Genomic DNA, 24887 nt, shown 5'->3' with positions numbered 1-24887 from the left:
ATAACTAACAGGATTGAAGACAATGGTATGAGTTATAAAGCTATCAAGATGGATGTAGATATAGATGTGTGTATCGATAGGTTAAACAAAAGCAACAGACCAAACAAAGAAGGACTTAAGAAGGCTATAAGAGAATGGTACTCACGTGGTATTAACAAGCCAGCAAGTGATCGTAAGGTAGATAAAGAAACAAAAAGGTTTTATAAGTCTAAAGAGTGGCGTAGGTTGAGGGAGTTGGTATTGATTAGAGATAATTATGAGTGCCAACATTGCAAAGAAAAAGGAATTGTTAAAACGATAAACCCAGACAAGCATAAATCATTGGATGTAGACCATATTAAAGAGTTAGATAGTCATCCAGAGTTAGCATTAGACATGGATAACTTAGTTACATTATGTATTAGTTGTCACAACAAGAAACACAATCGTTATCAAAACGGATTTCCTACTAAAAAAAATAAATGGTCAAGTGATGAATGGTGGTAATTTTTAAAACCAAAAATTATTTTGAGAAATAAATTTATATAAAAAATAATTTAATCCCCCCGTCAAAAAATTTTAATTTTATTTTACGTCGGGGAAACGAGGCAGGGGAGTCTTTTCTCGACATTTACTAACAAATTTCGCGTATAACCCCCTCCCTACAGCATATATAGAAAAGAGGTGATAACTGTGGAAAGAGATGAACAACAAATCAAAGAACATGAGGCACGAGTAGATAAAGAAAAGCAACGATTAGACAAGGTTTTTCAATCTATACCCGATGATAAAAAAAGAGTAGCTCAAGGCTTAATTGTTCAAGCTGCAAGAATGCGTGTATTACTTGATGACGCATGGTTAGATATCCAAGAAAACGGCGACTATGAGTTATTCACTCAATCAGAAAACGCCCCTCCGTACGAACGCGAAAGACCAATAGCAAAAATTTTTAATTCTCGTGACGGTGCTTATCAGAAAATCATACAACAACTTACGCGGTTGTTACCTGAAGATGTGGCGCAAGAAGTGAAGGAAAAAGGTAGGAGTTTATTATGACGAAAGTAAATAAACATGTACAACGGTACATAGATAAATATAAAAACGGTGAAATTAATTTAAACAGTGACCGAATTAAATTGATAGATCACTTAGAACTTAATGTTTTGTATCGAGAAGATTTATATTTCGATGATGAGCAAATAGAAAAGTGTATTGCTTTCACAGAAAAGTTTTATTTTAAATTACAGCCGTTCCAGAAATTTCTAATCGCATTTATTTTCTTATTTGATGAAGAAGATGAATTATACTTTGAACAGTTCTTTTGGTTAGTAGCACGTGGTGCTGGTAAGAATGGTTTGATTAGTGCTTTATCCAATTATCTAATAAGTGAATTACATGGAGTCGATAATTATGACGGAACTGTTGTAGCTAACACTGAGAAACAAGCTAAAACATCGTTTGAAGAAATGCACAGACAAATCATAAAACACAATTTATACAGTGGAAGAATAAATGATGTAGAAGGTGAAGGCTTCTTTGATTTAACCAAATTACGTATAACATCAGAAGTTACACAGAGTAAATTCGAATTTGCAACAAGTAACGCTGGTAGTAAAGATGGTGGACGTGAAGGTTTTATTATTTATGATGAGATTCACAGATATGAAAACAATGACATAGTAGACGTATTCTCTAGTGGGCTTGGTAAAGTTAAGCACCCTAGAGAATTTTTTATAGGCACAGATGGTTTTGTTCGTGAAGGGTTCTTAGATAAATTGAAAGACCGTTCTAAAGCAATTTTAAATGGCGATTCACCCGACGATAGATTATTTCCATTTATTTGTAAGTTAGATCATAAAGAAGAAAAAGACGACCCTACAACTTGGTCTAAAGCGAACCCAATGTTTGAAGAGCCTATGAGCGAATATGGCAAACGTCTTTATCGTAAAGTATTAAATCAATACAAAGCTTTAACGCACAGTCCTAGTGGATATGAAACCTTTATAACAAAGCGTATGAACCTACCCGAAGAAGATTCAAGCAAGATTGTAGCATCTCGTGAAGATGTACTTGCGACAGCTCGCAATATTCCACCACTGAAGAATAAAACAGCAATTGGTGGTGTTGACTATGCAAGTATCAAAGACTTTGCAGCAGTCGGATTATTGTTTAAACAAGGAGACGATGTCGTGTGGATATCACACTCATTTGCTCGTAAAGGCTACTTAGACGAAGCTAAACTTAAGCCACCAATAAAACAATGGGAGAAAGAAGGTCACTTAACAATAGTTGATGAGCCATCTATTAATCCAGTTCATATCGTTAATTGGTTTATAGAAATGCGTAAAAAGTACGCAATACAAGAAATAGTGGCAGACAATTTCCGAGTTACATTGCTTAGACCGTTATTTGAAGAAGCAGGATTCGATATAGAAATTTTACGTAATCCTAGAGGTGTTCATAGTAAGTTAGCACCTCAAATTGAAACATTATTTGCTAATCATCGTGTTATTTTTGGTGATAATCCATTGATGCGTTGGTATACCAATAATGTAGCAGTTCAAATAAAAAAAGATGGTAATAAAGAATTTGTTAAGAAAGATGAACACAGAAGGAAAACAGATGGGTTTCATGCTTTCCTACATGCACTTTATAAACTCGAAGAAATAGAAGAAATCGATTTAGATAAAGCATTCGACTTATTAGATAAACTTGATTTCTAGTTAGGAGGTGATTTATTGGGAATTTTTGATTCAATACTGAAAAGGAATCTAGACTTACGAGACATGCTTGATTTGGATTTAGCCTATGCCCCTGCTAGTAGGTCGTATTTGAAACGTATTGCACTTGAAACCTCTATTAACTTTATTGCTCGTACCTTTAGCCAATCGGAATTTTGGGTTAAAGATGGACAAGAATTAGTTAGAGACAAGTTGTATTACAAATTAAATGTACGACCTAATACAGATTCTAGCGCTTCAGACTTTTGGCATAAGGTCATTTATAAACTTGTGTATGACAACGAAGTATTAATTATAAAGACTGATAGCGATGACTTATTGATTGCTGATGATTTTTATAGAGAAGAATATGCAGTCTATGATGACTTGTTTAAAGATGTAGTAGTTAAAGACTATGTATTTAAACGTAGTTTTAAGATGGATGAAGTAGTTTATCTAAACTACAACAACGATAAGCTACAAAGGTTTGTAGATGGATTGTTTGGTGATTATGGTGAGTTGTTCGGTCGTATGATGGACACACAATTACGAAAGAATCAGATTAGAGGTGTTGTTAATGTCGCCAATGGCGGTGGTCAATTAGACGATAAGAATATGACAAGGTTACAGAAGTATATTAATAAAATTTACAGTCAATTTAAAAACAATGGTGTTGCAATCGTACCGCAAGTACCTGAGTTTGATTACGAAGAATTATCAAAAGATAATGCAAATGGTACTGATAATGGCGCTGAAAATTTACAAAAAGTTAAACGTTTATTTATTGATGATGTAGCTAAAATCATTGGCATACCATCTAACCTTATTCATGGTGATGTGGCAGACCTTAGCAATGCTATGGATGCTTATCTTGATTTCTGTATTAATCCACTTGTTACTAAGATTGAAGACGAGTTAAACAGTAAGTTTTTCACAGAAAGAGAATACTTAAAAGGAAAGTGCGTCAAAGTCGTAGGCATTAACAAGGTAGACCCTATCAAAAATGCAGAAAAAGTAGACAAATTAATATCATCAAGCGCAGCTAAACAAAATGAAGTGCGTGAAATGCTCGGTCTCGAACCCGTAGAAGGTGGAGATCGTTTTATTTTGACTAAAAACTATGAGAAAGAAGGTTCAACGGAAGGAGGTGAGACTGATAATGGAGACGAAAAAGGAACTAATCAAAGCAACGTCTAAATATTCGTTTAAGAATGAAGTACAAGACGATAAAGTCATTCTCACTTTAGGAGGACCCGTTGCAGAAGCGTCAATTTTTGCAGATGAAACTATCAACAGTGCAGACATTGCGAATGCATTAGACGATGTGAACAAAGACGTTGTTATTAGATTAAACAGTCCTGGTGGTGATGTATTCCAAGGTATTGAAATTTATAACTACCTTAAGAATCATTCATCAAACATTACAGTAGAAGTTACTGCTTTAGCTGCAAGTGCTGCATCAATTATCGCTATGGCTGCTGATTCTATTGTAATGGAAAAAGGTGCTTCAATCATGGTACATGAAGCTGCAACTTTAGCTATTGGTAATAAAGCCGATATTAAAAAAACGCTAAACGCTTTAGAAACGATTGATGAATCTATTGTGGACATTTACCAAGAAAAAACTGGTTTAGATCGTGATGAAATTTCTCAAATGATGTCTGAAGAAACTTGGTTTACTGCTAAAGACGCAGTAGATAAAGGTTTTGCAGACGAGACAAAAGAAAAGGTTGAAACACCTAAAGAAACTAAAGTAGAAAATAACGCAGAAATTATTGAATTACAGAATCAAATTGCAAACTTAACAAATGAAGTTAAGTCTTTTAAAAATCAAAACAAGAAACCAAAAACAAAAAGGTTGTTATAGGAGGAAAAAGTATGACGATGAAATTTAAAGATGAAATCAACAAAGATGTTGAGAATTTAAAGAATGAATATTTCAATGCAGTACGTAATGAAGAAGATCAAGAGGTAGTAGAAAATAAATATGCTGAATACATGGCTGCCTTTTCTCAAAACTTACACAATGAAGTTTTAAAAGAAGCGCGTGAAGAAGTTCACAACACTACTACAGATAAACAAGTACGTATGAATCGTGGAGACAATATTTTAACAGCAGAAGAAAATCGTTTCTTCACAAACTTAGTAGAAGATGAAGCTAACTTAGACACTTACAAAGAAGAAGTTATCTTACCTGAATCTACGGTTTTACGTGTGTTCGAAGACATGCAACAGGCTCGTCCTTTATTATCTAAAATTAACTTCCAAATTGCTGGAATTAAAACACGTATGATTGTTGGAGACCCAAGTGGTGCTGCAATCTGGGGAGAAATCTTTGGCAAAATCCAAGGACAGATCCAAGCTAACTTTAAAGAACTAAGCTTCTCACAAAACAAATTAACAGCATTTGCGATTGTACCGAAAGACATGCTCGACTTTGGTCCAGAATGGGTTGAACGTTATGTGCGTTTACAATTAGCAGAAGCTATGGCGCTTAAATTAGAAGAAGGTGTTGTATTAGGTAATGGCGCAGCATCTAACCAACCATATGGTTTAACTAAAGATTTAACATACGACACTGACGGTGTAACTGTAACAGGCGCAGCAGATAAAACATCAACTGGTACATTAACATTTGCAGACGCTCAAACTACTGCTAATGAACTAGCTGGTGCATTAACAACGTTATCTACAAAAGAAAATGGTCAAAAAGTAGATGTAACATCAGGTGTAACTTTAGTGGTTAATCCTGTTGACCAATTCTATATTAAAGCTCAAAATACTATGCAAACAGTTAATGGTGCATGGGTTACATCATTACCATTTAATGTAGATGTTATTGCATCTGAATTTGTAAAAGAAAACCAAGCGCTATTCGTAGTAGGTAGTCGCTACTATGCAGTTCAAACTGGTGCAGTTAACATTAAGTCTTATGACCAAACATTAGCTTTAGAAGACGCAGACGTATTCATTGCTAAACAATTTGCACATGGTATGCCTGACGATAACAAAACTTCATTAGTATATAACTTAGATATTGCTGCGAAACCTAGTGGTGGTAAAGATGAACCTTCTGACGTAGGTGCTTAATAGAGAGTGGTGGTTCAATGATCGAGCAAAAACAAATTGATGAAATGAAAAGACGATTGAAGATATTTCATAAATTCGAAGATAATCATATCAAGTCTTTACTTGAGCAATCGTACGAAGATATTCAATTTAGATGTCAAGAATTTGTAATTGGTAAAAATATAAGAGGCACAGAACTTGTGTATGAGCGTGCAAGGTATGCTTATAACGACGCATTAGAATATTTTCACGAAAACTTTTTACCGCAAATCACGTCTTTCGCTTTAGAAAATATGAAGGAGATTGATTATGAAGAAGAGTTATAAACCACCAGAAATAAGTAATGGAGACCTTAGAGTTCCCGTTACTTTTTTTCGTATGATTGAAAATGAAGGTCCTTTACCTGGTAGTACTCAAACCGATGATGTTTTTACTACACTTTGTGAAGTTTATGAAAGTTCAACAAAAGACTTAGAGAAAACAAGTAACGTTACAGGCACAAACAAAGTGACTATTAACTTTAGAAACCCTCATTCAGATTACCGTATTAATCATTCAGATACGTTTGAATTAATTCATGATCTTTATCAAGATTTAACATTTAGAGTCATTGATTTTGCACCCAATTCGATTAATAAAGAGATTATTAAAGTGGTAGGTGTAGCTAATGACAATTAAATTAAAAGGCATGAAAGAAATAGAGAAGGCGTTAGAACAAAAGTATGGAGCTAGAAAAATGCGTCAAATAACAGATGAAGCATTGGTTGCTGGAGGAAAAGTAATAGTCAAAGAAATCAAGAAAAACTTCGAATCATTTGAAGATACTGGCGCAAGTATAGACGAAGTTACGTTATCAAAACCGTTTACTTTAAACGGCGTTCGTACAATTAAAATCTACTGGAAAGGTTCAAAAAATCGTTATACAATCATTCACCTAAATGAATTCGGTACTGTCAAGAATCCTAACCCGAGAGGTAAAGGTGCTGTTGATAGAGCTTTAAGAAGTGGTAGAGAAACATATTTTAAAATAGTTAAAAGACGATTAGAGAAAGGGTGATGCAGATGAGGGACATCTTGATGGATATTTATAATGTGTTGATAAATGATAATCAAGTTATAGAGTATGTGGGAAAAAGAATTAAGTTCTATGAATACCCAGAACCTGCTGATGCGTCTAAACCCTATATTGTCATGAGTGAAGTTGACGATACTTTGCCAGTCGAATATGCAGACAACGATAACATGGCTTTAAGTTACTTGGTACAGATTGACTTATTTGTGCCAGAGTCAAAAAATTATCAAGCTTATTACGTTAGAAATCAACTTAGTTATCATATATCTAGGTTGATGAAAGATAAGTTGGATATGGAAAATACAGCTAATGCAAAACCAGAATACGATAGAGAATTAAAAATTTACAGGTCCGCTCGTAGATACGAGGGGGCCTTTTATCGTTCTGAATTAAATTTATAGGAGGAATTAATATGCCAAGAAAATACAATTCATTTACAGGAATTAGAGGATTTCATTATAAACCTTTAGATTCAGAAAAAGTAGGAAGTGTAACTGACCCACAAGCAATTAAGTATTTACAAGAAATTTCAGTATCAAAAGAACAATCTATTGAAAAAGGATATGGTGATAACGTAGTAGCTGAATTAGCTGTTTCAAACGGAACAGTTGAATTAGAATCAACTTTCCATCACTTACCTATTGAGGACAGAGAAGTGCTGTTTGGTCTTGATAAATCAAAAGAAGGTATTTTAGGTGTAGGTAACAACACGCCACCTTACGTATCAGTAATTTTCGAAAAAACTACAGAATCAGGCGCTTCTGAATACGTTGGTCTATTAAAAGGTATGTTCACATTCCCTGAAATGTCTGGCCAAACAAAAGAGGACGGCGTTGAATTCTCACAAGATCAATCTACAGGTGAATTCATGCAAGCAGAAGTTGAAGGATTTGAAAATGAACAAACAATGTTACTTGGTCGTGATGAAAAAGGCTCTACTGTTATGCGTGACGCTATTTGGGAAAAAGTTTTTGGAGTGGCACATCCTGACGCTGGCAGTACTGGAGATACGTCAAGCTCAGATATTGGAGCGTAAATAATAGGAGGTTTTATAAATGGCTAAATACGAAGTGACAAACACTTTTAAAGATTTACAAGATAACAATAAATTGTATAAAAAAGGTCAAACATTTCCTAGACCTACTAATAAAAAAATTGAAGAAGAACGTATTTTAGAACTATTGTCTAGTGAAAACAGACAGAAGAAACAGTTAATTAAAAAAGTTGAAGACTAATTTTGAGGGCTTAGCGCCCTCTTTTTATTTACATTTCAAAAACAAAGGAGCAATTATAAATGGCTAAACGTAATTTTATTAAATTAGTACAAGTAGACAAAAAAGGTAACGCAGTAACAGATTCAGAAGGCAACGCGAAATACGATACATTCATTACACCTACACAAATTCCTTTCCGTAAAATCTATGACGCTGCTGATTTAATGGACGGCGCATCAGATGAAGAAACTTCCGCACAAGAAAACATCGACCAAATGCTAGATATGGTGGTCGACATTTACAATAACCAATTCACTAAAGATGACTTATTAGACAGATTACATGCACCCGATGCAGTAGAAGAATTACAACAACAAATTCAATTCATCGCACAAGGACAAATGGACGAAGAAAGAAAAAGGAATTAGCACGAATCATCTAAAATCCATTTCCTACAAGGAACATAAAGAAAACATGAAGAAACTCATGCTGCAAATGATGAAGGAAGGCGGCAAGGATATTAACGATATTTTAGACATGCCGTTTGCCTTTTTCATGGAATTAGTTGACGAAAGTAATAAGAAAAATGTCAAGAAAACGGACAGCATGATTGATGCGTTCATGTAATACATCTTATAAGTAAGGAGGTGGAGTGATGGCAGAAAGAATAAAAGGGTTGCAGATTGACCTATCCATGAAGGATATGGGCGTTCAACGTAGTATCGCAGAAATTAAACGTAGTTTTAAAGGGTTAAATGCTGATTTAAAACTATCTAATAACAACTTTAAGTATTCTGAAAAAAGTTTGAATTCATATAAGTTAAGAACTAGAGAATTATCGCAAGCAGTCAAAGAATCTAAAGCTAACGTTGCAGCGTTGAAAGCCAAGTATCAAGAGGCAGCAAGAGAATCTGGCGTGAATAGTAAAAAAGCAGCTCAATTAAGACAAGAATATAGTCGACAAGCTGACAATCTTAATTATTTGCAAAAAGAACTCGACCAAACACGAGATAAATACAGAGAAATGATTGCGGTAAGTAAATCGTCTGTTGGTAGACTTGGGCAAACTTTTTCTGAAATAGGACCTAAGATAAAATCTGTTGGTGATTCAATGAAGTCGGTTGGGCGAAATATGAGTATGTACGTTACTGCACCAATTGCAGCAGGGTTTGGCGTTGCGATGAAGAAAAGTATAGACTTCGACGATACTATGCGCAAAGTAAAAGCTACATCTGGTGCTACTGGTGATGAGTTTAACCAACTTAGAACAAAAGCACTTCAAATGGGCCGAGATACTAAATTCACAGCTTCAGAATCTGCTGAAGCAATGAACTACATGGCACTTGCTGGTTGGGACACTAAAGATATGCTAAAAGGTGTTGGCGGTGTAATGGATTTAGCTGCTGCATCTGGTGAAGATTTGGCAAGTGTGTCTGATATTGTAACCGACAACTTAACAGCATTTGGCATGAAAGCTAAAGATAGTACCCACTTTGCAGATGTTTTGGCTCAAACGAGTTCAAAAGCCAATACTGATGTACGTGGTTTAGGTGAGGCGTTTAAATACGCTGCTCCAGTTGCTGGTGCATTAGGTTACACAGTAGAAGATACATCGATAGCTATTGGCCTTATGAGTAATGCGGGTATGGATATGCTCGAACACACAGTAATGTGTGCGTAGAAATCGGTGAATTCGGTAGAGGTTAAGGTGTAATATTTATGGTAAATGCTGTCAGAATAAGTTACAATTAAGGTAGAGGTGACTTATGAAAAAACTGACACACGAAGAGTTTGTAGAATCGGTAAAAAATAATAATAATGATATTGAAGTAATAGGTAGATATGTTGATAGACGCACGAAAATAAAAGTAAAGCACAAATGCGGATATATTTGGGAAACTAACCCATATACTATTTCTAAAGGTCATGGTTGTCCGAAATGCAATAATAATCTTAAAAAGACAACTGAAATGTTTAAAAAAGAAGTTCGTAGCTTAGTTGGGGATGAATACGAAGTATTAGGCAATTATAAAAACAATAAAATAAATATAAAGATGAAACATATAAGTTGTGGTAATGTTTTTGAAATGTCTCCCAAAGCCTTTTTAAACGGACAAAGATGTCCTAATGAAAGATATAAAAAATCAACTTTAAAAAACACACGCAAAATAAATGAAGTTGTTAAAGAAATAGAAAAGTCTCGAAAAGGAGAATACGAGTTATATTCTGATTACAATGGATCAAGTAGACCAGCTACAATAAGACACGTTAAGTGCAACAAACTTTTTAAAGCGACTCCAATCCAAATAATCAGAAATAAAACAGGATGTCCTTATTGTTATACATCAAAAGGCGAAGATGTCGTGGAAGCATATTTAAAAGAGAAAGGCTATAGTTTTTCTAAACAATACAGGATAAAAGAGTGTAGAAATCAGAGACCTTTACCTTTTGATTTTGCAGTTTTTAAAGAAGGGCAATTATGGCTACTCATTGAATATGACGGTATTCAACACTTCAAACCTAAATTCGGTCGAGAAAATCTAATGAAAACACAACATAACGACAAAATAAAGAATAAATATTGTGAAGATAACGATATCAACTTATTACGAATACCTTATAAAAGATTCTATAAACATGAAGATTTCGTTGCGTACGTATATAACGAATTAGAAACTAATATTTCACTATATTAATACCGAGCCAAGCGTGTGAACGTTCAAATAGTAGCACGAAGGTCTAGAGACTAGATGTTGAGTTAGAACAAACAATAACACATCCACGAGCGCCGATTATCCTAAGGGATAAAGATATAGTCCGATACTCAAAGGAAACTTTGAGATTATAGGGTAAACTCCTATATATAACAAATGATAAAAGGCGAAAAAGCTGGTACAGCATTAAGAACGATGTTCACTAACCTTGCCAAACCAACAAAAGCAATGAAAGATGAAATGGATAAACTAGGTATATCCATTACTGATAGCAACGGCGAAATGTTACCTATGAGAGATGTAATGGACCAACTTAGAACTAAAATGGGTGGTTTATCTAAAGATCAACAAGCAGCCGCAGCTAGTACAATATTTGGTAAAGAGGCTATGAGTGGTGCGTTAGCAGTTATCAATGCTTCAGATGAAGATTATAAAAAGCTAACTAAATCCATAGATAGCTCTAATGGTGCTTCCAAAAGAATGGCTAACGAAATGGAAGGTGGCATTGGCGGTGCAATGCGTAAGATGAAATCAGCTATTGAAAGTTTGGCGATTTCTTTAGGAGACGCGTTAGCACCAATGTTATACAAAGTTGCTACATGGGTTACTAAATTAGCAAATAAGTTCACTAATTTACCTAGTGGCGTTCAAAAAACAATAGCGATTGTAGGATTATTAGCCGCAGCTATTGGACCACTATTAATGGTATTTGGTGTTATGGCATCAACAATCGGTACTGCTATAACAGTATTAGGTTCTTTAATGACGAGTATGAGAACATTATCGTTTTTATCTAAAACCAGCGCAGCAGCGACTGGAATTTGGAATGGTGTTACCGCTACTGCTCGAGGTATAGCAGAAGGTTATAGATATGCGGTAGCAGCATTAACTACTTCTCAAACAATGCAGGCTGCAAAAGCAAAAATAAGCGCAGCGGCGCAAGCTGTATGGAATGGTGTAACTAAAGTAGGAAAGGGCATAGCTTTGGCTGCATCTGGGGCTATGAATATTTTAGGGAAAGGCTACCAATGGTTAGCAGTTACACAAAATGCGACTACTGGTAAAACTAGGATAGCCACAGCAGCAACAGCTGTTTGGACTGGTGTAACTAAAGCGGCGGCATTAGCAACTAGAGGTTTAGGACTAGCAATCAGATTTATGACAGGACCGGTTGGAATAGTTATCACTGTAATCACTGCACTGGTAGGGGCTATTGTTTACCTTTGGAAAACAAACAGTACATTCAGAAATGCGGTTATCAGTATTTGGAATTCAATTAAAAATTCCGCGATAGCCATATTCGGATTTTTGAAAAAATATATTGTTGGTGTTTGGACTATTGTAAAAACATCTACAATAATCATATGGAATGCTATTAAGGTAAGCGCTATAACAATATGGAATGCTATTAAATTTGCTATACAGCACCCTATACAAGCGTTGAAAAATGTCTTATCAGCTTTATGGAACGGTATGAAGAATGCAGCTATCAAAATATGGACTTTGCTTAAAAATGGCGTAATCGCAATAATTAGAGCTTATGTAGCACAAGTTAGATCCAATTTCAATTTAGTGAAAAGAATTGTATTGACTGTATTCAATGCTATCAAATCTTTCTCTATCAAAGTTTGGAATGCTATTAAAAATGCCGTTATAAACCGAGCTAAAGGACTTTGGAATGGAGTTAAAGCTGCATTCAACGCGCTTAAAAAAGGTACAACTGCGATATTCAATGCAGTTAAAAACTTTGTGTTGAAAGTATGGACCAACATTAAAAATAGCGTCGTAAACCGAGCTAAAGCCTTATGGTCCGGCGTTAAAAATACATGGAACAACCTTAAAAACGGAACTACTAAAACATTCAAAGCAGTAGGCAGTTTCATGAGTTCTAAATGGAGTAGTATTAAATCCGGAACAGTAAATAAAGCTAAAGCACTTTGGTCCGGTGTTAACGGTGCTTGGGGTTCTTTATCCAAAGGCACACATAAAACGATGAATGCTATCGGCGGTTTCATGAGTAAGAAATGGAAAGGTATTAAAAGCGGCACGATCAGCCTAGTTACCGCAATGAAAAATAAAGTAACTGGCGTCATGGACAAAATGGGTTCTGCTATTAAAAACGTTACCGGTAAAATTGGCGGATTCTTCGGTGGAATGATTAAAGGTGTTAAGAAAGGCTTAAATACACTTATCAAAGGTGTTAACTGGGTCGGCGATAAACTAGGTATGGAAAAATTACCAGATGTTAAATTCCATACTGGTACTGAATCAACCCACACACAAAAATTTGTTACTAACGGCAAGATTAATCGTGATACCTTCGCCACTGTCGGAGATAAAGGCCGCGGAAATGGTCCGAACGGTTTCAGACATGAAGCAATTGAATATCCTAATGGCAAAATGGCATTAACTCCAAACAAAGATACAACAACGTTCTTGCCTAAAGGCGCAAAAGTGTACAACGGTGCTGAAACTCATTCAATGTTGAACGGATTGCCTAGATTCTCATTCGGTACAAATCCGTTAGGCAAACATAACCCTAAAACTAAGAAGAAGAAAAAAGGCGATAATGTATTCGGTGATGCTTGGGACGCAACTAAAGCCGGTGCTGCTAAAGTATTAGACGGAGGCAAAGCGGTTGTAAGCAACGTCGGTGAAAAAGCCGGAGAAATAGTAGGCAAAGGTAAAAAATGGCTTAAAGATAAAATCGGCGACGTAATGGATTGGGCAGAAAAGCCTAAAAAATTACTTGATAAAGTTTTAGAAGGGTTCGGCTTAAATTTGGGCGGTTTCGGTATCGCCAAAAAAGCTAAGTTGCCTTACGATATGATGAAAGGCATGTACGGAAAACTTAAAAAGGCAGCCGTTGATAAAATCAAACAAGCCTTTGAAGAACAAGGCGGAGACGGCGACGGCGGCTATATTGATTTAAGTCGTGGTATCAACTTCGGCTTTGCAGCAACCGCAGCAGAGGCAGCAAGACAAGGTTACCCTTTCGCACGACCACATCATGGGTTAGATATTAACTATCCTTACGGAACTAAAGTGTATTCCACAGTTTCTGGTAAGGCGACAGGTTCTAAAGGCTATAATGGTGGGTTCGGTAACATGATGTCCGTTATATCTGGTGCAATCGAAGTTATTTACGGTCACTTATCCAAACTTAACTGGACAGGTTCAAAATCTGTTAAACCGGGTACACTTTTAGGATTATCTGGTGGCGACCCGGCAAGACAAGGTGCTGGTGCAGGTAGCTCAACAGGTCCTCACCTACACTATGAAATGAGATGGAATGGCGTTGCCAAAGACCCTACAAATTGGTTGAAGAAACATAACGGCGGTGGAAGCCAAAACAAATCAGCAAGCAAGTGGAAAGGCGATATCAAACGAGCAGCTAAGAAAATGAAGGTTAATCTATCTAATAGAGAATTAAACGGTATCGTCGCACAAATTGCCAGAGAATCCAACGGTAATGCTGGAGTAACACAAGGTAACATCGGAGATATCAACAACTTACGAGGTACACCAGCACAAGGGCTATTGCAATATGTACCAAGTACATTCAAATCATATGCGGTCAAAGGTCATAAAAATATTAAGAATGGTTACGACCAATTACTTGCATTCTTTAATAACTCTAACTGGCGACGTGATTTGCCATATGGTAAAAGCGGCTGGGGTCCATCTGGTTCAAGAAGATTTGCCACAGGCGGATTAATTAATTCATCTGGCTGGTACAATCTTGCAGAGGGTGGTTACCCAGAAATTGTAGTACCTACAGACCCGTCTAAAGCTAGTGATGCAATGAAACTAATTGCCATTGCATCTGAGCGCGTTTCTCAGCGTGCTAAAAACAATAAACGTCCTAATCAAATGCGTACACCTTCTACTAGCAACAATAACGACAACGAAATGATAAATGTTATGGCTAGGCAGTTAGAAGCCACACAAAGACAAGTTGAATTACTGACACAACTTGTAGCTAGTAACCAACGTTTAGAGCAGAAGCCCACAGGTGTGAGCGAGCAAGACATGAGTAAGGCACAAGGTAAACGAGCGCAAATGATGGCATACAACATGGGAGGTGCTTTCTAATTTGAAAAAAGAAGTAAGGTTATTTAACGATAACTTTGATGTTAAATTGACTGATACACCTAATTTATTGTTTTTAGATCATATAGAAGAAGATGTGGAAGTTAAAGCAAACACAACTGAAATTAATGGTACTGATGGAGTACTTATGGGTCCGACTACGTTCGGGCCTTTTAATTTAGTTTTAAACTTTTCATTTAAAGGGTTAGATACTAAAGATTTAAAACTCTATAAACAAAAAATAAGAAATATCCTATATCAACGAGAACCTTATTATTTGTGGCATAGCGATGCACCTGGTAAGAAATACGCAGTGTATTGTGATAGCAATGACAACGAAGATTTAACAAACTCATTCGCTACATTTAAAGTTACTTTTGTGGTTATCAAAGGCTATTCAGAATCATTGAAAGACACAAGTGAGTTTAGTTTATCAAGTGGTGATTGGCAATTTGAAGCAGGCGTTTTATCAGATGATGAAATTAAATACACGCACGATACAACAGCTTTTAAAATTTACAATGGTTCATCGGATACAATCAATCCATTATTAAGACATCAATTTAAATTACTAGTTAATATTGATGCACCTAAAGGGTTTAAAATCACTAATCACACTACACGTGAAGTATTAAAAGATGGAAAAGAAACCAATGTCTTTGAATACAAAAAACCCATCACATATAGTGAAACGATAACTTTAAGTGGTGTTCATCCAATAAAAGACCAAAAACGCATAGGGATAGACACAAATTGGGGTTGGTTGACGTTAGCACCTGGATTTAATCATATAGAAATAACTGGTGTGAGTATAAAAAATGTAACTACTAAATGGGTTTTCCCATTTATATATAGGTAGGTGAAATTAGTGGAACCTTTAATTTTAAAAAATAAAAAAGGTACTTTTGGAGAGATTGTAACTGATTTTGATTTTGAATCTTTCAAATATGAATATGAAAAAAATAATGAACGATCTGTTAGTTTTACTATATATAAAACAACTCAGAACGAGGATATATTCGACGCCTTAATTAATGAAATGCTGTTAGAGTGGAAAGGACAAGACTATGTTATAAAATCAACATCTATTAAATATGATGGTTCGGTTGTAACAAATGAAATCACTGCTAAACATATATTTATGGAATTCCAAAATCATTATATCCAGAAAGATTTGGAAAACGAGGAAATGAATAACGATGAAAGTGATGCTGAAGAAAACAAACCAACAATGACTTTAGATCAATATCTAGACTTTGGTTTTAAAGGGAATAAATTAGGTTTCTCATTTGAAGTTAAAGGGACATTTAACCAACGAATTGCTATAGAAGAATTAGGCAATAAAAATGGTTTGGAATTTCTTACAGAAGGCGCAGAGTTATTCAATTATATATACTTTGCAGATAATAAGAAAATTTATATTTATGATGATGAAACTTTCTATCAAATGTCTGACTTACCATTAATATATAAATACAACTCTAGTGAAGTGCAAGCAACTACTTCTACTACAGAAATCAAAACCTATATACAGGGTTACGGTAAAAAGAAAACTAAAGCTGAGACAAAAAATTATAATCCTATGAAACCTAAAGACTTAAATTATTTTGGCACATTCATCAAAGACGGTACTTGGCGTACTGAAAGTGTTGGTGCTAGTTACACGAAAACATTTAACTGTAAGTGGGGTAACGAGACACTTGAATGGACATTAAAGAAAATGGCTAAAGGTGGCGTGTTAGACGTATATCTTGATGATGAACATATAGGTAAATATGAATGCTATAGCAAAACTGCAACATCTGAAAAGATTATCATTGCTCAACGCTTATCAAAAGGCAACCACATATTTAAAGCAGTGTTTAGAGGTGCAAAAAGTGGTGTCGATTATAAGAAATCTAAACCATGTATGTATGTGGGCACAGAGAAGTCAACAGTATTAAATGTAACTGCAGTGTTGAAAGGGACAGACGTTTATCACGCATACGCTGAATATAAATCACCTAACTATGAAATTTTTGGACTTTCCGAAGCCCCAACAGTGTTTGATGATAATGCATTAGATGAAAACGAGTTAAAAGAAAAGTTAAAAACTGAATTAAATGATGAACCAACCGTTGAAGTCTCAACTAACTATCTAGGTAGTTTTGAAGAAAAGCATTACTTGAGGAATGATGATATAAATGAAAACCATATGATTCATTTCATACACAGACCTCTAGGTTATGACTTAGATTTAAAAGTAGTTAAATTAACTGAATCACATCCATTAGTTAATCAACCCGTTGAAGTCGATTTCAGTAACTCTCCAACTGACATTATTAAAATACAACAGCGCTTAAGTAGAAATATAAAAAAAATAAGTAACATTGGTAAAGGCGAGTCCATAGGGGCATCGCCTTATTTTATTACAGAAAATTATTCAGACATTGTTGGGGTGACGATACTAGATGAGTAAGACATATAACAATAGATATTTAAAAGATTCTGATGGTGAAATTTACCTGCCTATGACAAGCACTGAGTGCATTATAGACATAGATAAAATAAACAATGCGAATAGTATTATCGAGCTTAATTCTAAAATCAACAACCTGGAAGAACTTGTTGAATTACAAGGTAAAGAAATAGAAAAACTTAAAGAAAAACTAAACCAAAAAGAAAGTGAGGTAATTGAATGATTAATTATTTTTTAAACTTCCCAGTACAAATCGGGCAAGATTATAGGTTCAAGATGATACACAATTTCAAACAAATTATTAATAACTTCAATTATTTCAAGCGAGATTTTGAATATCATAAAAAAGAAGAACAGCACGCCCACAATGCAGTACAAATTGATTACGATAGAAATAATGTAAAAACAGAAATAGATAGAATGAAATCAGCCTATGACAATATCATCATTGCGAACAACGGTGACGGAATTGCAGAAGTAAGTGACGCAAGGGTCACATTTAAAGGCGTTCAAAAGCCGTTGCTAGCTGAACGATTAAGAGATGATTATTTAGATCATGTCCAAAGTAATGAGAAAGTTGCTAACGACTTAGAAGAATCTAAAATAATCAAAAGTGCTTTAGACTTTGACGGTGTGTATGTAAATGAAGAAAAAGGCTCATTCAAAGGATTGCAGGCTTGGTTAGATTGGAACAAAGAACGAGGCGGTGGTCCTCTTATCCTACCACCAGGAATTTATAACGTTGAAAAACGTTTAATCATCCCTCCGAACACTACAATTTATGGTTACGGGGCAACGATCAGAAGATATAATAACGCTGGTGGTTGGTTTACTAATTTAGTAATCGGAGAATCCCCAATTAAATATGAGGGTAATGGGAATTTAAAATTTTATGGTGTTACTTTCGATGGTAATCATAATATTAACAAAGCTATGAATGGAATTGTTTTAGCACATGCTGAAAATGTTACTTTACAAGATTGTACTATTTTAGATGTTCATACAACACATGCTTTGGATTTGAATGGTTGTAAAGATGTTTTAATAGACCATTGCTCATTCAAAGGACAGAAAGACCCTGAGAATAATAATAAAGAAGCAATACAAGTATCATTAGCTGCTGAAATAGGTATTGGTGATATAAAAGGTTCATCTTACGATAGTACACCTTCTAAAAATGTTGTAGTTCAAAATTGTTACTTTGGACCATCAAGAAATTATCCAAGTTACGCTACAGCAGTTGGCGACCACTTTTCTGTATACGATGAATGGGTTTCTAACGTAGTTATAAAAAATAATTTTATCGAAGGAACAACGAACTTTGCGTTACGTGTTTATAAATTTAAAAACACATTGATTGAAGGTAACGTAATTGATAAATGTAACGGCGGTATCTTTGCCACACCAACTCCTGGTGGTTATACATCTTCACATAATGCGCAAGGTGTGCAAATGGGTTCTGCTCAACAAGGGGAGAATTTACGAGTTATTGGCAACACTATTACTAATATTGGAAAAATAGGTGTGCATGTATCTGCATATCCTAATAAGAAAGTACCGAACAAAAACGAATCGTTTGATATTGTGGAGATTAAAGATAACACATTCAAAAACATTAAAAATGTTGGCGTTTATATTCCTGAAGCTAAACGTGTAAAAGTAATTGGAAATAACGTTGTACAGTCTAGCATAGGGATTCAGTGTTATGGTACATGGCATCTAATGGTAATGAATAATATGATAAGTAACACGGATACTATAGGTGTTTTTATTGCGAACAATAGAAATTTGGAAACAGGAAGTGTGCAAACACATGCAATCATTTCAAATAACCAAATATATGCAACAGGACAAGATGGCATACGAATATCATTAGGTTCTAGGTTTATCAAAGTTGATAACAACTCTGTTTATTCTTACGGGTTAAATGCTAGCAAATCATGGTATATAGCAGGTATTTATTTGATTGAATGTACGAATAGCACAGTTACTAATAATTTTATTAGAAATGCTAACGAAAAATATTTGGATGCAGTTCGTATTAATGAAGATTGTAAAGACGTTAGAGTTTGGAATATTGATAGCGGCGGTGCACCTATTACAATACTAAACCCAGAAAGTAACTTTTATGGTATCAGAGATATTAATGGTAAAAAAGTTAAGTTTGAAGGGGTGAATAATTAATGGCAATGTCAAAAATAGGTAAATTAAAATTAGAAACATCGGCATATTATAAACAAAAACAAGATACAAAAATAAGTTTTTATAATATGGATATTAATACATCTATATTAAGATTTGAAGTTACAAGAAATAATGTGGTTTTACCATTAGGCAAAGTTAATACAAAGGTAATGATTCATCTAACTGCTGAAGATGGTAGTTGGGTTATTGATGACGTCGGAGTCACAGATGAACTGAATGGTATATGTGAGTATAAAATACCGAATGATTTCTTAGATCACACAGGTAAAGTAGAAGGACAAGTATATATTAGTGTTAACAATAAAGAAGATACAGTCACAGAAGTTAATTTCACATTTACTATACAAGACTCGTTAATTAATAAAATACCTGCAGTAGATAAAATAATTTATATTCGCAAATATACAGAACTTGAAAATCGTTTAAAAGAGAAAGTACAAAACATTGAAGATGCTTATAAGAATATTGATGATTATATTACTAAAGTCCAACAAGCTAGCGAAACTGGTGTAAATACTATTAACACAGCTAAAGATGATGCTTTACAAGAATTGAACAGTAATAAAGACAATTCTATAAACGACATCAACACTAATGGACAAACTCAATTACAATTTTTAAATGATAAAAGTACAGAGGTTTCAACAATGATTTCTGATTTTAAATCTCAAGTAGATTCTGAATTGTTCGTCAAAAAAGCAGACACTGAACAATGGCAAAAATACGCTCTAACTGCTTTTGACGGTACACGAATCATTTTAGATGAATTATCAGAAGATGTAGCAAACTTAGCGCCAGGTTATTACACAACAACAATACCAAGTGATGAAACGATTGCACGTACACCACAAATTATTGAAACAAGTGGAGAAACATACCCGGCATTTATTGACATTTATAAAGATTCTTTAAACCAACAACAAATATATATAACTAACCTTGATACTGGCAATATATATGTGAAACACATTCAAGGTGCTGGTACTGATTTAGGTTGGAAGAAAATACCGCAAATATATGAAACTGACAATTTGATTAGTGAGATGTTTTTAAATACGACATTAAATGATTATGATGTGACTTTAAAAAATTACTTGTCAAACACATATAAGAAAAAGGATAAAAAAATATTTGTTGGCGATGCTCGAGAAAGAAACACAACATTTCAAATTTCAAATAGTTATACTGAGTTTTCTTATCTTATGTTGAAATATCGTTATCCGGGTGGCGGCAAGACAATTTTTGCACACATCGATAGTGGAAAGATAATATCAATTAATGATTCAAACTTGACTGATAGCACAGGTGATAACCCTTACCTATATGAGATGGGTTTAAAATTTACATCTGATAAAGACTTCGTTGTAACACACAACAATGTCTTTAATATAAAAACAAGCTCGCCACAATATGATGCAAATTATATCGTCGTACAAGAGATAGTAGGTGTATATTAATGCAACTTTTAATAGAGAATGATTATATTACTTCTTATGTGATAATTGGATCAATTACAAACGGGGTTGAATTTGATGAAGGTAATTTACCAACTGACTTTTTCAATCAATTTGAACCTAATAAATATGTTGTAAACAGTGAAGGTAAAGTGGTTTTGAGTGATGAATATGAAGAAAAAGAAGATATTTATATACCGTCTAACATCGAAGTTCAAATGGCTCAAGCACAAATGCAAGTAACCAAGACAGCTAATCAGTTAGTAAAGTCTCAAAAGGAACAAGCAGAAACTTTAAAAGAATTAACTAAAAAAAGAAAAGCGTATGCAACAGTTAGAAGAACAACAAGCTCAAACAATGCTCGAAATCGCTAAATTGAAAGGGGAATAAATTATGTATCCAGGATTCGATTCAATCAAATACTTTTATGACATTAACTGCTACACAAACGAGGATATTCAAACTTACGTGGAATTAGACGCGTTGACTAAAGAAGAATACAAAGAAATTACTGGTGAAGATTACCCAGAACAACCACAGGCTTAGGCTTGTGGTTTTTATTTTTTAAAAAGTAGGTGAACGCATGAACGAAAACTTCACAATACACGATAAACTAGCCACTTTATCTTTGTTTGGTCTAGGTGTGTTTGTAGATATACGTGGTTTCTACTGGTTTGTAAGACAAGAAGATGTACTTAATGAAAGTGAATTCTATCAAGCATTACATGAAGTTATGCCTATATGGATATGGGGATTACTACTGATTGTATTTGGTACTTGTCTAATTCTAGCAAGTCTATTCTTTGGTAAACGGTCTGTAAACAATACTTCGAACTATTTTATGTTAATAGGTGGCACAGGGAGTGCAATTATCCACTTCTTAATGGCTTCGGCAGGTATATATAATTCACTCAATTGGATAATCCCAGCACAATTTATTGCTATGACAGCTTGGCTTGGATTTGTTGGTTTCTTAGGTGGGTTAGGTATTTATGGCAGAAGATAAATATGTATTGAGACACGAATGGGAGAAATCAAGGGGCAAGATACACGAACGCATAAATGAAGTAGATACAAAGCACACAGACAACTTTAACAGTTTACTAAATAAGGTGGATAGACAGACACTGCTACAAGAAAAGTCGTTCGAGTCACAAGCTAGATCAGAAAAACACTTAGAAAAAATGAGTGAATCATTAGCAACGGTAGGCACTAGGGTAACTGATTTAGAATACGAAACGAAGGACCACGAAAAAGAAATCAAGAGTTTGCAAGGAATTGTAGAGGCAGAGGCGAAAGGTAACAGAGAAGTAATCGGCTACTGGTTGGGATTTGCAGGGGTTGTATTAGTCCCGCTTATCTCTTTGGTAGCAAACATCTTCTTTAAATAAGTCGGCACATATGTGTCGGCTTTTTTATTTTATTTGGAGGTTTTTAAATGAAGAGTATAAATTGGAAAGTGCGTTTCAAAAGCAAAACATTCTGGGTAGCTATCTTATCGGCAGTTATTCTTTTTATTAATAATGTAACACAAGCTATCGGGGTAGATTACACAAGTCAGTTAGAACAATTTAGTAATGGCGTTAATGGATTACTTGCTGTATTAGTCGCATTCGGAGTAATACAAGATCCTACAACGAAAGGAATAAAAGACAGTGGTATTGTACAGACTTATACAAATCCGCGTGATGAAAATGTTGACCCAGTTGAGTATCAGAAAACAGTTGACGATGATAGCGTTACACCAGAACGAAAAGAATTGACTCCTCAAGAATTCGACACATCACAGCCATTTACTGATGATAGTGACGAAGTTGTTTTCGATGTTGCAGAATATGAATATGATGAAGAATTACCACGTGGTGCAAGCAGATACCACGATGATGAAGTGTTGAAGGAAGGTGAAAAAGAATGACAGCTAAGATGACCTACAATCAATTTAAAAAGTGGCTTAATGAATCGAACGGAAAGCAGTATGACACAGATGGCTATGCGGCATTCCAATGTTTCGATTATGCAAACGCTGGGTGGATAGAGTTGTTTGGACACAGTTTGAAAGGCGAGGGTGCTGTGAATATTCCTTTCGATAATAATTTTAAAGGCGAAGCTGTTGTCTACCAAAACACACCGGAGTTTCTTGCTAAAACAGGCGATTTAGTTGTATTTAACAACAAATATGGTGGTGGTTATGGTCACGTTGCTTGGGTAACGTCAGCAACACTCGACTACATTTGGGTGCAAGAACAAAACTGGCTTGGCGGCGGATGGACAAGTGGCGATATTTGGCACGGCACTGGTTGGGAAAAGGTAACCAAACGTAAACATGAATATGACTTCCCAATGTGGTTCATCCGTCCAAACTTCAAACCAGAGAACGCAAAAAAAGAGAGTGTAGAAAAATCTTCACCACAATCTGCTACAAAAGCTACTGCCAAGAAGCAACCGGCAGCTAAAAAGAAAATGAAGAAATTAAGTTATATTCGTGACGAAGTAAGAGGTTATCGCCTACCTAATCGTGGATATAAACCAACATCAATAACGCTACACAATGATGCAGGAAGTGTTGGTGCTACAGCAGAAGCATATCATCGTGGTTTAGTGAACGCTCCTTTATCACGTTTAGAGGCTGGTGTAGCTCATTCATATATAAGTGGAAACACAGTATACCAAGCGCTGCCAGAAAGTCGTATAGCGTGGCATACAGCTAATCAGAATGGTAACAAAAATTCGTATGGTATTGAAATATGTCAGTCAATTGGTGCAAGTGATAAAATGTTCCTTGCCAATGAGCAGGCAGCTTTCCAAGAAGCAGCAAGACTGTTGAATAAATGGGGATTAAAAGCTAATAGAAATACAGTGAGACTTCATATGGAATTTTCACAGACTTCATGCCCTCATCGAAGTATGAAGCTCCATACTGGTTTCGATCCAGTGACACAAGGTGTACCTTCACAAGCAATTAAACTCAAACTTAAAGACTACTTCATTAAGCAAATAAGAGCTTATCAAGCAGGTAAGGTACCAACAGCTACTGTATCTAATAAAACAAGTTCTGCAAGCAATACTAAGTCAACTGTAGCTGGTGCTTGGAAACGTAATAGTTATGGTACATGGTATATGAGCGAGAAAGCGCGTTTTACAAATGGTAATGCACCTATTATGGTTAGAACAACAGGACCATTCAGAAGTTGTCCGTACGCTTATGATTTTCAACCGGGTGGCTGGTGCGATTATACCAGTGTTTTACTCCAAGATGGCCATGTATGGATTGAATATAAATGGAAAGGAACTCTCTATTATTTGCCGATTCGTACATGGAATGGTGCTGCGCCTCCAAATCATGTTGTCGGGCCGTTGTGGGGAACAATAAATTAAGTTATAATTGAAGTGTGAGCAATGGATAATGTCCATCCATTTGAGGATTGCTTGGCTGAGCAGTCCTCTTTTTTTATGTTATAATGCAAGTACACGAGAGGCACCGTGATTAACAACTAATCCCGATTGTTGATACCCTTTCAATCCAGTGTCTTTAAAAAGTAGTTGTTCCATGAAACGACTCGGTCAACGGCACGGACCGCTTAAAGTGTCTGCATCACATTAACTGAGCATTCATATGACGTTGCTGACGAGTGACATAGCTCTGTGTCCCAAAATGGGGTAGGTTGATGTGGTGTATATACATAACAAGATCCACCTAATTTATTAGGTGGGCTTTTTGTGTGTGGTTTTGTATGTTAAATCATTTATTTATTATGTTATAATCATAAATAAATAGCGGTACACATCTACAGAGTGTAATTGAGATTGACTGTTACTGACGGTTGCCTCTTTTTTTTATACATAAATTTACCATTTATAATTATAAGTGGTAAATTTATGCTATTATTATTTGGAAATTGATAGCATTAAA

Annotated in this window: 27 protein-coding genes and 1 pseudogene; all 28 read left to right on the top strand. The window is 35.1% G+C overall.

All coding sequences use genetic code 11. From position 1 onward, the window contains the following. The first annotated feature begins 150 nt into the window (after positions 1-150). The 28 genes and pseudogenes from A4G25_RS03610 (at position 151) to A4G25_RS03485 (ending at position 24352) form a co-directional block, all read left to right on the top strand. Positions 151-486, top strand: coding sequence for an HNH endonuclease (locus tag A4G25_RS03610; protein WP_047133032.1), 336 nt, complete (start codon positions 151-153; stop codon positions 484-486). 186 nt (positions 487-672) lie between these two features. After that, a complete protein-coding gene (locus A4G25_RS03605) occupies positions 673-1035 on the top strand; it encodes a hypothetical protein (protein ID WP_082107885.1) in 363 nt (120 codons plus the stop codon). After that, complete coding sequence (locus A4G25_RS03600) at positions 1032-2702, top strand: terminase TerL endonuclease subunit (protein ID WP_047133012.1); 1671 nt, start codon at positions 1032-1034, stop codon at positions 2700-2702. Before A4G25_RS03605 ends, A4G25_RS03600 begins: the two co-directional genes overlap by 4 nt. A gap of 15 nt (positions 2703-2717) precedes the next feature. Further along, positions 2718-3896, top strand: coding sequence for a phage portal protein (locus A4G25_RS03595; RefSeq protein WP_047133013.1), 1179 nt, complete (start codon positions 2718-2720; stop codon positions 3894-3896). Beyond that, positions 3859-4566, top strand: coding sequence for a head maturation protease, ClpP-related (locus tag A4G25_RS03590; RefSeq protein WP_047133014.1), 708 nt, complete (start codon positions 3859-3861; stop codon positions 4564-4566). The genes A4G25_RS03595 and A4G25_RS03590 overlap by 38 nt, the downstream gene beginning before the upstream one ends. Positions 4567-4577: 11 nt before the next feature. Further along, positions 4578-5789 (top strand): phage major capsid protein, encoded by a 1212-nt coding sequence (locus A4G25_RS03585; protein WP_047133015.1) that lies wholly within the window; start codon positions 4578-4580, stop codon positions 5787-5789. 17 nt (positions 5790-5806) lie between these two features. Beyond that, positions 5807-6094, top strand: coding sequence for a hypothetical protein (locus tag A4G25_RS03580; RefSeq protein ID WP_047133016.1), 288 nt, complete (start codon positions 5807-5809; stop codon positions 6092-6094). Further along, positions 6078-6446, top strand: coding sequence for a hypothetical protein (locus A4G25_RS03575; RefSeq protein ID WP_047133017.1), 369 nt, complete (start codon positions 6078-6080; stop codon positions 6444-6446). The genes A4G25_RS03580 and A4G25_RS03575 overlap by 17 nt, the downstream gene beginning before the upstream one ends. Then, on the top strand, positions 6436-6825 hold the full coding sequence (locus A4G25_RS03570; RefSeq protein WP_047133018.1) for a hypothetical protein: 390 nt from the start codon (positions 6436-6438) through the stop codon (positions 6823-6825). Before A4G25_RS03575 ends, A4G25_RS03570 begins: the two co-directional genes overlap by 11 nt. 5 nt (positions 6826-6830) lie before the next feature. Continuing rightward, the gene (locus A4G25_RS03565; protein WP_047133034.1) at positions 6831-7241 is read left to right on the top strand and encodes a hypothetical protein; all 411 of its coding nucleotides are present in this window, start codon (positions 6831-6833) and stop codon (positions 7239-7241) included. A gap of 11 nt (positions 7242-7252) precedes the next feature. Then, entirely contained in the window at positions 7253-7876 is a 624-nt protein-coding gene (locus tag A4G25_RS03560) for a major tail protein (protein ID WP_047133019.1), read from the top strand. Positions 7877-7895: 19 nt separating this feature from the next. Then, positions 7896-8075: a hypothetical protein gene (locus tag A4G25_RS03555; RefSeq protein ID WP_047133020.1), complete on the top strand. Its 180-nt coding sequence runs from the start codon at positions 7896-7898 to the stop codon at positions 8073-8075. A gap of 59 nt (positions 8076-8134) precedes the next feature. Then, positions 8135-8482, top strand: coding sequence for a phage tail assembly chaperone G (gene gpG / locus A4G25_RS03550; protein ID WP_063164610.1), 348 nt, complete (start codon positions 8135-8137; stop codon positions 8480-8482). Between the two features lie 46 nt (positions 8483-8528). Continuing rightward, the gene (gene gpGT, locus A4G25_RS12935) at positions 8529-8681 is read left to right on the top strand and encodes a phage tail assembly chaperone GT (RefSeq protein WP_156483152.1); all 153 of its coding nucleotides are present in this window, start codon (positions 8529-8531) and stop codon (positions 8679-8681) included. A gap of 28 nt (positions 8682-8709) precedes the next feature. Further along, positions 8710-9702, top strand: a pseudogene (locus A4G25_RS03545) (phage tail tape measure protein); the annotation flags it as partial. A gap of 118 nt (positions 9703-9820) precedes the next feature. Further along, positions 9821-10750, top strand: coding sequence for a hypothetical protein (locus tag A4G25_RS03540; protein ID WP_047133023.1), 930 nt, complete (start codon positions 9821-9823; stop codon positions 10748-10750). A 177-nt stretch (positions 10751-10927) separates the two neighbouring features. Next, positions 10928-14863, top strand: a complete 3936-nt coding sequence (locus A4G25_RS03535; RefSeq protein WP_413783659.1) for a phage tail tape measure protein — start codon at positions 10928-10930, stop codon at positions 14861-14863. 1 nt (position 14864) lies between these two features. Next, positions 14865-15719, top strand: a complete 855-nt coding sequence (locus A4G25_RS03530) for a distal tail protein Dit (RefSeq protein WP_082107886.1) — start codon at positions 14865-14867, stop codon at positions 15717-15719. A gap of 9 nt (positions 15720-15728) precedes the next feature. Beyond that, the gene (locus A4G25_RS03525) at positions 15729-17318 is read left to right on the top strand and encodes a phage tail protein (protein ID WP_082107887.1); all 1590 of its coding nucleotides are present in this window, start codon (positions 15729-15731) and stop codon (positions 17316-17318) included. Continuing rightward, positions 17311-17541: a hypothetical protein gene (locus tag A4G25_RS03520; protein WP_047133026.1), complete on the top strand. Its 231-nt coding sequence runs from the start codon at positions 17311-17313 to the stop codon at positions 17539-17541. Before A4G25_RS03525 ends, A4G25_RS03520 begins: the two co-directional genes overlap by 8 nt. Next, positions 17538-19502 (top strand): right-handed parallel beta-helix repeat-containing protein, encoded by a 1965-nt coding sequence (locus A4G25_RS03515; RefSeq protein WP_047133027.1) that lies wholly within the window; start codon positions 17538-17540, stop codon positions 19500-19502. Before A4G25_RS03520 ends, A4G25_RS03515 begins: the two co-directional genes overlap by 4 nt. Then, positions 19502-20980 carry a BppU family phage baseplate upper protein gene (locus tag A4G25_RS03510; protein ID WP_052766786.1) on the top strand — a complete coding sequence of 493 codons (1479 nt, stop codon included), beginning with the start codon at positions 19502-19504 and terminating at the stop codon, positions 20978-20980. The genes A4G25_RS03515 and A4G25_RS03510 overlap by 1 nt, the downstream gene beginning before the upstream one ends. Then, a complete protein-coding gene (locus A4G25_RS03505) occupies positions 20980-21351 on the top strand; it encodes a DUF2977 domain-containing protein (RefSeq protein ID WP_047133028.1) in 372 nt (123 codons plus the stop codon). Before A4G25_RS03510 ends, A4G25_RS03505 begins: the two co-directional genes overlap by 1 nt. A 19-nt stretch (positions 21352-21370) precedes the next feature. After that, entirely contained in the window at positions 21371-21523 is a 153-nt protein-coding gene (locus A4G25_RS12795) for an XkdX family protein (protein WP_082107888.1), read from the top strand. A 37-nt stretch (positions 21524-21560) separates the two neighbouring features. Beyond that, positions 21561-21983: a hypothetical protein gene (locus A4G25_RS03500; protein ID WP_047133029.1), complete on the top strand. Its 423-nt coding sequence runs from the start codon at positions 21561-21563 to the stop codon at positions 21981-21983. Further along, entirely contained in the window at positions 21970-22368 is a 399-nt protein-coding gene (locus tag A4G25_RS03495) for a hypothetical protein (protein WP_063164609.1), read from the top strand. Before A4G25_RS03500 ends, A4G25_RS03495 begins: the two co-directional genes overlap by 14 nt. Before the next feature lie 47 nt (positions 22369-22415). Further along, entirely contained in the window at positions 22416-22892 is a 477-nt protein-coding gene (locus tag A4G25_RS03490; protein WP_047133038.1) for a phage holin, read from the top strand. Next, positions 22889-24352, top strand: coding sequence for an SH3 domain-containing protein (locus tag A4G25_RS03485; RefSeq protein ID WP_063164608.1), 1464 nt, complete (start codon positions 22889-22891; stop codon positions 24350-24352). Before A4G25_RS03490 ends, A4G25_RS03485 begins: the two co-directional genes overlap by 4 nt. Positions 24353-24887: the final 535 nt, after the last annotated feature.

Origin of the sequence: Staphylococcus condimenti, assembly GCF_001618885.1 — a bacterium.
In the GTDB taxonomy this organism is placed as follows: domain Bacteria; phylum Bacillota; class Bacilli; order Staphylococcales; family Staphylococcaceae; genus Staphylococcus; species Staphylococcus condimenti.
This window is presented reverse-complemented; position numbering and strand designations above follow the sequence as displayed.